This is a genomic window from Pseudomonas sp. G(2018) (assembly GCF_005502415.1).
Classification (GTDB): domain Bacteria; phylum Pseudomonadota; class Gammaproteobacteria; order Pseudomonadales; family Pseudomonadaceae; genus Aquipseudomonas.
The window spans coordinates 1-11,804 of the sequence record NZ_SCOO01000007.1; the positions used below are offsets into that span (position 1 = coordinate 1).

At 62.5% G+C, this 11,804-nt stretch carries 10 protein-coding genes and 2 riboswitches; of the genes, 5 read left to right on the forward strand and 5 right to left on the reverse strand.

Annotation, left to right across the window (positions count from 1 at the left end; all coding sequences use genetic code 11):
* A partial coding sequence (locus FFS64_RS09070) for an MFS transporter (RefSeq protein ID WP_137805082.1) occupies positions 1-1,158 on the forward strand: 1,158 nt, incomplete at its 5' end.
* 155 nt (positions 1,159-1,313) lie between these two features.
* Here FFS64_RS09070 and FFS64_RS09075 read toward each other — a convergent pair.
* From FFS64_RS09075 to cobW, 4 genes are all read right to left on the reverse strand, one after another.
* A complete protein-coding gene (locus FFS64_RS09075; RefSeq protein WP_171017071.1) occupies positions 1,314-1,859 on the reverse strand; it encodes a VWA domain-containing protein in 546 nt (181 codons plus the stop codon).
* Between the two features lie 119 nt (positions 1,860-1,978).
* Positions 1,979-2,992, reverse strand: coding sequence for an ATP-binding protein (locus FFS64_RS09080; protein WP_137805084.1), 1,014 nt, complete (start codon positions 2,990-2,992; stop codon positions 1,979-1,981).
* Positions 2,993-3,059: 67 nt separating this feature from the next.
* On the reverse strand, positions 3,060-6,902 hold the full coding sequence (gene cobN, locus FFS64_RS09085; RefSeq protein WP_137805085.1) for a cobaltochelatase subunit CobN: 3,843 nt from the start codon (positions 6,900-6,902) through the stop codon (positions 3,060-3,062).
* A gap of 3 nt (positions 6,903-6,905) precedes the next feature.
* Positions 6,906-7,970: a cobalamin biosynthesis protein CobW gene (gene cobW / locus FFS64_RS09090; protein ID WP_137805086.1), complete on the reverse strand. Its 1,065-nt coding sequence runs from the start codon at positions 7,968-7,970 to the stop codon at positions 6,906-6,908.
* A gap of 98 nt (positions 7,971-8,068) precedes the next feature.
* A riboswitch (cobalamin riboswitch) is annotated at positions 8,069-8,281 on the reverse strand.
* 162 nt (positions 8,282-8,443) lie between these two features.
* Positions 8,444-8,669, forward strand: a riboswitch (cobalamin riboswitch).
* A 120-nt stretch (positions 8,670-8,789) separates the two neighbouring features.
* On the opposite strand from cobW, the gene FFS64_RS09095 reads away from it, so the two are divergent.
* The 4 genes from FFS64_RS09095 to cobM all read left to right on the forward strand — a co-directional run bounded on the left by FFS64_RS09095 (position 8,790) and on the right by cobM (position 10,939).
* Complete coding sequence (locus FFS64_RS09095; RefSeq protein WP_137805087.1) at positions 8,790-8,984, forward strand: CbtB domain-containing protein; 195 nt, start codon at positions 8,790-8,792, stop codon at positions 8,982-8,984.
* An 11-nt stretch (positions 8,985-8,995) separates the two neighbouring features.
* Entirely contained in the window at positions 8,996-9,700 is a 705-nt protein-coding gene (locus FFS64_RS09100; RefSeq protein ID WP_137805088.1) for a CbtA family protein, read from the forward strand.
* Positions 9,697-10,110: a cobalamin biosynthesis protein gene (locus FFS64_RS09105; RefSeq protein WP_137805089.1), complete on the forward strand. Its 414-nt coding sequence runs from the start codon at positions 9,697-9,699 to the stop codon at positions 10,108-10,110. Before FFS64_RS09100 ends, FFS64_RS09105 begins: the two co-directional genes overlap by 4 nt.
* A gap of 82 nt (positions 10,111-10,192) precedes the next feature.
* The gene (cobM, locus tag FFS64_RS09110; protein WP_137805090.1) at positions 10,193-10,939 is read left to right on the forward strand and encodes a precorrin-4 C(11)-methyltransferase; all 747 of its coding nucleotides are present in this window, start codon (positions 10,193-10,195) and stop codon (positions 10,937-10,939) included.
* Between the two features lie 142 nt (positions 10,940-11,081).
* Here cobM and nfuA read toward each other — a convergent pair whose 3' ends face one another.
* On the reverse strand, positions 11,082-11,666 hold the full coding sequence (nfuA, locus tag FFS64_RS09115) for a Fe-S biogenesis protein NfuA (RefSeq protein ID WP_008059275.1): 585 nt from the start codon (positions 11,664-11,666) through the stop codon (positions 11,082-11,084).
* Between the last annotated feature and the right edge of the window lie 138 nt (positions 11,667-11,804).

Below are 11,804 nucleotides of genomic sequence, written 5' to 3' on the forward strand. Positions count from 1 at the left end.
GATGAAGTGGAACGGGCCAAGGCCTGGGCGTTCTGGGGCGGTTGTATGGGCGTGGCCATGACGGCGGCGCCGACCCTGGGCGGATTAATCACTGAATTCGTCGGCTGGCGCTGGATTTTCTACCTCAACCTGCCGGTAGGCCTGTTCCTCATGTACATGGTCTGGCGCGCAGTGCCGGAATCCCGTGATGCCCAGGCCGCCCGCCTCGACCCTTGGGGCAGCCTCGCCTTCAGCGCCAGCCTGTTGTGCCTGATCTGGGGCCTGATCGAAGCCAACCGGATCGGCTGGAACAACCCCGTGACTTATGCACGCCTGGTGGGCGGTGCCCTGCTGCTGGGTTTGTTCGTGGTGATCGAGCGCCTGCAACAGCGGCCGATGATCGACTTGCAACTGTTCAGGCATCCGCGATTCATCGGTGCCCTGCTCGGCATGTTCTCCTACGCCGCCTGCGCCCAGGTGATGATGACCATGCTGCCGTTCTACTTGCAGAACGGCCTGGGCTTTACCGCCATTTCCGCCGGACTGGGCATGCTGCCGTTTGCCGTGACCATGCTGATCTTCCCGCGCATCGGCGCACGGCTGGCGGGACGCGTTCACCCGGCAAACATGATGGCGATCGGGCTGACACTGGTAGGTTGCGGCAACCTGCTCAGCGCCTGGGCGGTCAACAGCGGCGGCTACCTGCCCTTCGCCCTGGCGATCGCCGTGACCGGTGCCGGCGCCGGGCTGCTCAATGGCGACACGCAGAAAAACATCATGGCCTGCGTACCCCGGGAACGTACCGGCATGGCGTCGGGCATGAGCACCACCATGCGTTTCAGTGCGGTGATGCTGGCGATCGGGGTCTATGGCGCCTTGCTGTCGGGCCATAGCGAACAGTTGCTGCACGACAACCTGTCGGCACAAGGCGGGCAGTGGCTGGAACACACTCAAGGCGTCGCCTCACGGGTGGTGGCCGGTGACATGCCGGCGGCCATGAGTCTGTTGCCGCAGGCCGCACAGTCGGTGGTCGAGCCGCTGGCACGCCAGGCGTTTGTCGGCGGCTTCAGCCTGTTGCTGTGGGTCGCTGGACTGGCAGGATTACTGGCTGCGCTGGTGGTCGGCACGCTGATGCGCAATCCGATTCCAAAGCCCCGGACAGTGCTGGTGCTTGAATGACGCGTACCTGGCGATTTCATCTTTGAATGTGCAGCCCTCATCGCCAGCAGGCTGGCTCCCACAGGGGAAAACGGCGTTTATGAATTCTGTGTCTCACCCGAATCACTGTGGGAGCCAGCCTGCTGGCGATTAGGCCAGCACAGGCAACAAAGAACTCAGCCTGGTATCAGCTCATCGATATGCCGATATTCGGACTGCAATTGCGCCGCCAATACCCTGCTACGCCCGAGGCGAATCGGTCCACGTTCAATGTCGATCACCAGCCCCGGACAATTGAGCGCGGGCAATGCCGGCCATTCCTTCAACCGACCATCAGTCACCACCAGCAACCGCTGCTGCTCCGCCGGGAACCGCTTTTGCCGTGCAGCCAGCCAGCACCCCGCCTCCCCCAGCGCCGCCAGCAACGGCGTGCCGCCACCCGCGCCAAGCCCATCGAGCCAGTGGCACAAACCGCTGGAGGCTTTCAACCCTTGCACCTGCCACTTCGGCAACGCACCACTGGCCGTCAGCAAAGCCAGGCGCGCGCGTTGACGGTAGGCGTCGTCGAACAGTTGCGCCAACAAACCCTTGGCATCACTCAATGCCTGATGACGACGGGTCGAAGCCGACGCGTCGACGATCACAAGCCACAGTTCATGGGGCGAACGGGTGCGCAGTTGAAAAAGCAGATCCGTGCGCTGACGGGGCCGGCCGTTGAGCAAGGTGCCGGGCCAATTGACCGAACCGCTTCGAGCAGCGTGATGCTTACCCTGCTTGCCGTTGTCCAGGCGTCCGGCGCGGGGTCTGGCATTCGCCCCCGCATCAGATCGAGGGCGAATGCCTAGGGCTTTTTTGGCCAGCTCGGCACTTCACGTCGGGCGCCGGTCGGCAGTGCCTGGGCGGGCATCTCACCCCATTGACCCTGGCCTTCGCTCGGGTTGGCCCTTTGCCTTGATCGATCGTGGCTGGATGGAGACTGGTTGGGTTGTGATGCCGCAGGCGTGTGCTCGCGACGGCGATGGCGCAAGGCAAACTCGGCGACGGCGTCGATATCTTCCTCGGCAATGGCACTCGCCCCACGCCAGGCGGCGTGCGCGCGCGCCGCACGCAACCAGACCAGGTCGGCGCGCAGGCCATCGACACCGGCGGCAAAGCAGCGCTCGGTAATCTGCTCCAGCGCTGCATCGTCGAGGGGAATGTTGGTCAATGCACTACGCGCCTTCTGGCAGCGCTCGCGCAAGTCTTGCTGCTGGCTTTCCCACTCGGCGCAAAAACCTTGGGGGTCGCTGTCGAAATCCAGACGCCGACGGATGATCTGGCCGCGCTCAGTCGGTGCGGTGTGACCGCTGAGGGCGACGTTCAAACCAAAGCGGTCGAGCAGTTGCGGACGCAGCTCGCCCTCTTCCGCGTTCATGGTGCCGATCAGCACGAACTTCGCTGAATGCCGGTGGGAGATGCCGTCGCGCTCGACCAGGTTGGTACCGCTGGCGGCGACGTCGAGCAGCAGGTCGACCAGGTGATCGGGCAGCAGATTGACTTCATCGACGTAGAGTACGCCGCCATCAGCCTTGGCCAACACGCCGGGGGAAAATTGTGCGCGGCCTTCGCTCAGGGCAGCATCCAGGTCGAGGGTGCCGACCAGACGCTCTTCAGTGGCACCCAACGGCAAGGTGACGAACTGACCGCTGGCGAGCAGGTCCGCCAGGCCTCGGGCCAGGGTCGATTTGGCCATGCCGCGCGGGCCTTCGATCAGCACGCCGCCGATCTTCGGGTCAATGGCGGTCAGGTACAGCGCAAGTTTCAAGTCATCGGCGCCGACCACGGCGGAGAGGGGGAAATGCGGGGTGTCGGTCATCTTCAATACTCGTTCCTGGTCGGTAATTTCACAGCCACCTTGGTCTCCCACAGGGGATTGTGGTGTATCAGGTATCTTCTTCTATATCGAGCAACAAGTTTTCCAGCGCCTCGCGATACTCACCCGGCTCCTTCCACATCCCCCGCTGCTGTGCTTCGAGCATGCGTTCGGTCATGTCGCGCAAGGCATGGGGGTTGTGCTCGCGCACGAAATCCCGGGTGCCTGGATCGAGCAGATAGGCATCGGCCAGCAACGCATACTGATGATCGTCAATCAATCGGGTGGTGGCGTCGAAGGCGAACAGGTTGTCGACCGTCGCCGCCATTTCGAACGCACCTTTATAGCCGTGACGTTTGACGCCCTCCAGCCACTTCGGATTGGCCGCACGGGAGCGGATGACTCGGTTCAGTTCTTCCTTCAGCGTGCGGATCTTCGGCAGGTCCGGCTGGCTGTGATCACCGTGATAACTGGCCGCCACTTCTCCGCCGAGGCTTTCCACGGCGGCCAGCATGCCGCCCTGGAACTGGTAATAATCATTGGAGTCGAGCAAGTCGTGTTCACGATTGTCCTGGTTTTGCAGTACCGCTTGCACCTGGCTCAGACGCTGGGCGAACTGATCTCGGGCCGCGGTGCCTTCGTCTGAACCGCCGTAGGCATAACCGCCCCAGTTCAAATACACCTCGGCCAGGTCCTCGCGGCTCTGCCACAGACGACCATCGATGGCGCCCTGTACCCCTGCCCCATAGGCACCGGGTTTGGCACCGAAAATACGCCAGCCGGCCTGACGCCGCGCGGCGTCTTCATCGAGACCCGCTTGCAGCAGTGCTTCACGTTCGGCGCGTACCTTGGCCGCCAGTGGGTTGAGATCGTCCGGCTCATCCAGCGCGGCGACGGCCTGCACTGCGGCGTCGAACAGGCGGATGAGGTTGGCGAAGGCGTCGCGAAAGAAACCGGACACGCGCAAGGTCACGTCCACCCGTGGGCGGTCGAGCAGGCTCAGCGGCAGAATCTCGAAGTCATCGACTCGCTGACTGCCGGTGGCCCAGACCGGACGCACGCCCATCAGCGCCATGGCCTGGGCGATGTCATCGCCGCCGGTGCGCATGGTCGCGGTGCCCCACACCGACAGGCCGAGCTGGCGCAAATGATCGCCGTGGTCCTGCAGGTGGCGTTCCAGAATCAGGTTGGCCGACTGGAAACCGATGCGCCATGCGGTGGTGGTCGGCAGGTTGCGCACATCTACCGAGTAAAAATTGCGTCCGGTCGGTAGCACATCCAGGCGCCCGCGACTCGGTGCGCCGCTGGGGCCGGCGGGCACGAAACGACCGCTGAGGGCATCGAGCAGACCGCGCATTTCTGCCGGGCCGCAGGCGTCCAGGCGTGGTGCGACCACTTCGCGCAGGTTGTCGAGGATGGCTTGCACCTCAGACCAACCCGCTTCCTGTGGGTGCCAGCCTGCTGGCGATGGAGTGTCAGTCGACATCAATGTGGCTGACACTCCATCGCCAGCAGGCTGGCTCCCACAGGGGGCATTCACCACCTGCGAGATCAATTTTGTGGCGAACAGCTCGAGACGTTCGCGGGTATCGCCTGCCGTACGCCAGACTTCATTGTTGAGCGTCAGCAATTCCACTGGACGCGGTCCACTCCAAGGCTCGGCCAACGCACAGTCCAACGGATCGAACCCAAGTTCAAAGGCCTTGGCCAACGCCCGCAGCAGACTCGACTGCGCCCCGCGCCCATCGCCCCGGGGAATACGCAGCAGCGCAAGCAAGGTGTCAATGCGCAGACGCCCGGCCGGTGATTCGCCGAAAACGTGCAAACCATCGCGGATCTGCGACTCTTTCAAGTCGCACAGGTAAGTGTCCAGGCGCGGTAGCCAGATCGCTGCATCCGCGTCGCTGTCCAGCTGCTCTTCAAGCTGCAGTTCGCGGTCGATGTGGGTGTCGCGCACCAGTTGCAGGATGTCCCGTTGCAACTCACGGGCGCGGCGCGGATCGAGCAGTTGCGCTTCATAATACTCGTCGGCCAGCAGCTCCAGGTTGCGCAGCGGTCCGTAGGTTTCGGCGCGGGTCAGCGGCGGCATCAAGTGGTCGATGATCACCGCCTGGGTGCGGCGCTTGGCCTGGGCGCCCTCGCCCGGATCGTTGACGATGAATGGATAGATGTTCGGCAACGGCCCGAGCAGCGCATCCGGCCAGCAGCTTTGCGAAAGACCGACGCCTTTGCCCGGCAACCATTCGAGGTTGCCGTGCTTGCCGACGTGGATCACGCCATGGGCGCCGTAGGTGTTGCGCAACCAGAAATAGAACGCGAGATAGCCGTGAGGCGGCACCAGGTCCGGGTCGTGATACACCGCACTCGGATCGACCTGATAACCCCGCGCCGGTTGAATACCGACGAAGGTCAGGCCGAAACGCAACCCGGCGATCATCATTCGACCGCCCCGGCACATCGGATCGTTTTCCGGCGATCCCCAACGCTCTTGTACCGCCGCGCGATTGGCTTCGGGCAGTGCGTTGAACATCGTCAGGTAATCGTCCATGGCCAGGCTTTGCTGACACGGGCGTTGGTCGATGGTTTCCAGATCGTTGCTGACGCCGCCGAGCAATTGCTGGATCAGCGCAGTACCACTGTCCGGCAATTCGGCCGGCAGCGGATAACCTTCTTGATGAAGCGCTCGCAGGATGTTCAGCGCCGCAGCCGGAGTATCGAGACCCACACCATTGCCAATGCGACCATCACGGGTCGGGTAATTGGCGAGGATCAGCGCCACGCGTTTTTCCGCGTTGGGCAGGCGCGCCAGATCGATCCAGCGCCGCGCCAGTTCGGCGACAAAGTCCATGCGCTCGGGTTGTGGCCGATAGCAGACCACGTCGGACTGACTGCGCTCACTGCGCCAGGCCAGATCCTTGAAACTGATCGGTCGGCTGATGATGCGTCCGTCCAGTTCCGGCAGCGCGATGTGCATCGCCAGATCCCGGGGTCCGAGGCCCTGCTCGCTGGCGCGCCAGCCCGGCTCGTTGTCCTGGGCACAAATGGCCTGAATCACTGGGATGTTGCGGCGAAACGGACGCAGGTGCGGCGCTTCGGGGCTCGATTGCGCGAAACCGGTGGTGTTGAGAATCACCCCCGCCTCGACTTCATCCAGCCAGTCCTCGACCACTATCAGGCAACCGGGCTCTTTCAAACTGGCCAGCGCAATCGGCAACGGGTTCAGCCCCGCCGCTTGCAAACGCTGGCAGAAAATATCGATGAAAGCGGTGTTCGCCGCTTGCAGGTGCGAGCGATAGAACAGCACCGCCGCTACGGGCTGATCGGCCTGCCAGTCAGCTTGCCAATCCTGCAGCGTCGCGGGGCTTTTTTGCGGATGGTAAATCGCCGTGCGCGGTAGGGTTTTCGGCTCGGACCATGGGTAATCGCGACCCAGCCAGCGATTGCCCAGACAGCGAAACAAGTCCAGGGCATTGGCCATGCCACCCTGGCGCAGGAAGTGCCAGAGCCGGTCGCGGTCTTCAGGCGGCACGGTACTCAGGTCGCTGAGTTCCGGGTCCGGACGGTCATCGCCCGGGACCAGAATCAGTTGCACGCCACGTTGCGACAGCTCCACCAGGCGTTCAATGCCGTAACGCCAATAGGCGATTCCCCCGTGCAGCGAGATCAGAATGACCTTGGCATGGCGCAGCACTTCATCCACGTATAGATCAACCGAGGCGTGATTCTGCACCTGCATCGGATTGGCCAGGCGTACGCTCGGGTAATCGTCGGGCAACTGCTGCGCCGCTTCGGCGAGCAGCGCCAGGCTGGAGTCGCCGCTGCACAGGATCACCAGCTCGGCGGGGGTTTGTCCAAGGTCGGCAATGTTGTCATCCGACACAAATCCGCCGGGCTGGGTCCTGAGCAGGTGCATGGCTTACACGCTGAGCGCGGCGCGCAGTTGCGCTTCGAGCAAGGCGGCGTCCAGTTCCTGGCCGATCAGCACCAGCCGGGTGATACGCGTTTCTTCAGCGCCCCACTGACGGTCGAAGTGCTTGTCGAAACGGGTCCCCACGCCCTGGATCAGCAGGCGCATCGGTTTGTTCGGGATCGCGGCGAAGCCTTTGATCCGCAGTATGCCGTGCTGCACAACCAGTTGGGTCAGCGCATCCAGCAGCAGGCTTTCGTCAGCCTGTGGCAACTCGATGGAGATGGAATCGAAAGCATCGTGATCGTGATCGTCTTCTTCGCCTTCATGATGGTGGTCGTGATGGCTGTGGCGGCTGTCGATGTGTTCTTCGGAACCGGCACCGAGGCCGATCAACACGTCCAGCGGCAGACGACCGTTGCTCGCTTCGATGACTTTCACCGCCGGCGGCAGTTCCTCGGCAACTTCCAGGCGCACGCGGGCCAGGTCTTCCGGGTTGATCAGGTCGGCCTTGTTGAGGATCACCAGGTCGGCGCTGGACAACTGGTCGGCGAACAGTTCGTGCAGTGGCGATTCGTGGTCCAGGTTCGGGTCGAGTTTGCGCTGGGCGTCGACCTGATCGGGGAACGCAGCGAAGGTGCCGGCAGCGACGGCCGGGCTGTCGACCACGGTGATCACCGCGTCAACGGTGCAGGCGCTGCGGATTTCCGGCCACTGGAAAGCCTGGACCAGCGGTTTTGGCAGGGCCAGGCCCGAAGTTTCGATGAGGATGTGATCGAGATCGCCGCGACGGGCAACCAGTTCGCGCATGACCGGGAAGAATTCTTCCTGGACGGTGCAGCACAGGCAACCGTTGGCCAGTTCATAGACCCGGCCAACAGCTTCTTCTTCGGTGCAACCGATGGAGCATTGCTTGAGGATCTCGCCGTCGATGCCCAGCTCGCCGAACTCGTTGACGATCACCGCGATGCGGCGGCCCTGGGCATTGTCGAGCATGTGCCGCAGCAAAGTGGTTTTGCCCGAGCCGAGGAAGCCGGTAACGATGGTGACGGGGAGTTTGGCCAGTGTTTTCATCGGATGCCCTTTGGCAAGGTGGCGGGCATACGGGACGAGAACCGGCAACGCGCATGCGCACCGGAAGCGTTCGCCACCGGATCACCCCGCCCGGTTGTAGTGAGAATCTGTATCGAGGCAGGTCTCCTGGCTGACGGTGTGCCAGTTATTGGACTGGCATTCACTGCGCCTTCCCGCGGGCTCAGGATCTGAGCGTGCAGTGGCGTGGCAGCGAACATCACCGTTCACAGTTGCGGGGGCAGCCGCGGCATCGACCGCGTTCCCTTCTTAGCTTCGGCAAACGCCGAAGAACCTCGAAAGCGCAAGGCTACGCATGGTATGGGGGCGGGTCAATGTCTTGTGACACCCGCACAGGCCCCTTCGCGAGCAGGCTCGCTCCCACATTGGCATGCGGTCACCTGCTTGCGAGGAATTCACCTCGGTTTGAAGATGAGAACCCCTGCCAATTGACGCCCCACCCCCGCCCATGCTCTCCTACACGCCTTGTTACGGGTGCCCTTCACAGGGTGAAACGGGAAACCGGTGAATCATGTGCTTTACTCAAGGCCATGTCAGTCCGGTGCTGCCCCCGCAACGGTAAGCGAGCGAAGCGTCAGATCCACTGTGCCGATGTGGCATGGGAAGGTGATGCTTGCAGGTCAAGGCGAAAGCCTGCGCCCCTCGTGAGCCCGGAGACCGGCCCGCAACACAAAGTGACCAAAACATCACTGAAAGACAAACCCGCGGTGGGCGGGCGCTGTTCGAATCCCTGCGCGCCGGTTGTGCGCAGGGTCTTGCATGCGCTTTTGATTCCCCGCTGACAGAACAGAGGGAAACGCCATGTCGATCATCAGCAGCACCGGCCACAGCAGTACCGCCAGCAGCGCCACAACCCTGACCCAACGCCTGACCGCCGCCGTTTTCGCGTCGATCCTCGGCGCCAGCCTTGTGTACTTCGCCGGGTTCTCGCACATCGAAGCGGTCCACAATGCCGCCCACGATACCCGTCACAGCGCCGCGTTCCCGTGCCATTGAGACCTGCCGACATGATCAAGCGTATTGCGCAAACCGCAGGTTTCACCGGGTTGCTGGCCGCCCTGTTGCTGACGCTGCTGCAAAGCCTTTGGGTTTCTCCGCTGATTTTGCAGGCCGAGACCTACGAAAAATCCGAACCCGCAGCCGTTGAAGTGCATGAACACGCCGCCGGCGTCGCCGCCCACACCCATGATGGCGAAGCCTGGGAGCCGGAAGATGGCTGGCAGCGCGTGCTGTCGACCACAGGTGGCAATCTGGTGGTGGCGGTCGGTTTCGCCCTGATGCTCGCCGGTCTCTACACCCTGCGCGCGCCGACCAAAACGTCCCAGGGCCTGCTCTGGGGACTGGCGGGTTACGCCACCTTCGTGCTGGCGCCGACCCTCGGCCTGCCGCCTGAATTGCCGGGCACGGCTGCCGCCGATCTGGCACAACGGCAGCTATGGTGGATCCTCACCGCCGCCTCCACGGCTGTCGGCATCGCGCTGATCGCGTTCAGCCGCCACTGGCTGATGAAAGCCCTCGGCGTGGCGATCCTTGCCGTGCCCCATGTGATTGGCGCACCGCAACCGCAAGTGCACTCTATGCTCGCCCCGCAAGCACTGGAGACTCAGTTCAAAATCGCTTCGCAGCTGACCAACGTCGCGTTCTGGCTGGCCCTGGGCCTGATCAGCGCCTGGCTGTTCCGCCGCAAAAGCGATGGCCAATACCACGCATGATTGATACCGGCACTGCGCCGACCCTGGTGGTCGGCCTGGGCTGCCAGCGCGGCTGCCCCGTCAGTACGCTGCGGGCGCTGCTCGATCAGGCGCTGCAGGCCAACCAGATCGAACTTCATCAGATCAAGGCCCTGGCCAGCATCGACTTGAAGCGCGACGAACCGGCCCTGATCGAACTGGCCGAACAACTCGGCTTGCAGTTGATGTATTTCAGCAGCGAACAGTTGGCGGCTTATCAAACGCAGCTCAGCCACCATTCGGAGATCGCCTTCGAGCGCACCGGTTGCTACGGCGTGGCAGAAAGTGCCGCCCTGGCCATGGCCGAACAACTGGCCAATGCGCCGGCAAAACTGCTGATCCCGCGACAAAAATATGCCCAGGCGACACTGGCATTGGCCTACGCTGCTTAAAATCCCCGATAATCCGCGCCTTCGATCATGAGCAATCTTCATTTGAAGCCTTGCCCACCCCCTTTTTTCACAGGAACCGACGATGACCGTCTACTTTATTGGCGCAGGTCCCGGCGATCCGGAACTCATCACCGTCAAAGGCCAACGGCTGATTCGCAGCTGCCCGGTCATCATCTATGCGGGCTCGCTGGTACCCACAGCCGTCCTCGAAGGTCACCGAGCGGAACTGGTGGTCAACAGTGCCGAATTGCATCTGGAACAGATCATCGAATTGATCAGGGCTGCCCATGCCAATGGTCAGGACGTGGCCCGGGTACATTCCGGCGATCCGAGCCTGTATGGCGCCATCGGCGAACAGATTCGCCACCTGCGTGAACTCGACATTCCTTTTGAGATCATCCCCGGCGTCACCGCGACGGCGGCTTGCGCAGCGCTGCTGGGCGCAGAGCTGACGTTGCCGGACGTATCACAAAGCGTGATCCTGACCCGCTATGCCGACAAAACCGCCATGCCGGCGGGAGAGGAACTGGGCAACCTGGCGCAGCATGGGGCGACCATGGCGATCCATCTTGGGGTGAATCATCTGGAGAAAATCCTGGCCGAACTACTTCCGCACTACGGCGCGGATTGCCCGATCGCGGTGATTCACCGGGCGACCTGGCCGGATCAGGATTGGGTGGTGGGGACACTTGAGGATATTGCCAGGAAAGTGGCCGCCAAAGGGTTTCGGCGCACGGCGTTGATACTGGTGGGTCGGGTGTTGGGGAGTGATCACTTTAGTGAGTCGTCGCTGTACCGTGCAGGGCATGCACATTTGTATCGTCCATAGGCCCTCTTCGCGAGCAAGCCCGCTCCCACATTGGAATGCGATCAACTGTGGGAGCGGGCTTGTTCGCGAAGGCGTCAGTGAATTTCACCCATAAAAAAAACGGCGCTCACGGGGCGCCGTTTTTTAGTTCGCAGCGAACGCCTTAGTAGTAGGCGTTTTCTTTCTGCGTGTGGTCAGTGACGTCACGGACGCCCTTGAGCTCGGGGATGCGCTCGAGCAAGGTGCGCTCGATGCCTTCCTTCAAGGTTACGTCGGCCTGGCCGCAGCCCTGGCAACCGCCGCCGAACTGCAGAACGGCGATGCCGTCTTCGACCACATCGATCAGGCTGACCTGACCGCCGTGGCTGGCCAACCCCGGGTTGATCTCGGTTTGCAGGTAATAGTTGATACGCTCGTTGATCGGGCTGTCGGCGTTGACCATCGGTACTTTGGCGTTGGGCGCCTTGATGGTCAGCTGGCCGCCCATGCGGTCGGTGGCGTAGTCGACAACCGCGTCGTCCAGGAAGGCTTCGCTGAAGTGATCGATGTAAGCAGTGAAGCTTTTGAGCCCCAGTGCGGTGTCTTCAGGCTTTTCTTCGCCCGGCTTGCAGTAGGCAATGCAGGTTTCGGCGTACTGGGTGCCAGGCTGGGTGATGAAGACGCGGATGCCGATGCCCGGGGTGTTCTGCTTGGAGAGCAGATCAGCCAGGTAATCGTGGGCGGCGTCGGTGATGGTAATAGCGGTCATGGAAACTCCTCGCAGGCTTGGGCGCAGTTTACGCCAATCATCGCGCCGGACAAAGTCCTAGTATTTTTGTCGGGAAAGTTGGCGCTGATCCCTTGTCGGAGCGGGCTTGCTCGCTCCCACAGGGGGATCAGCGGTCTA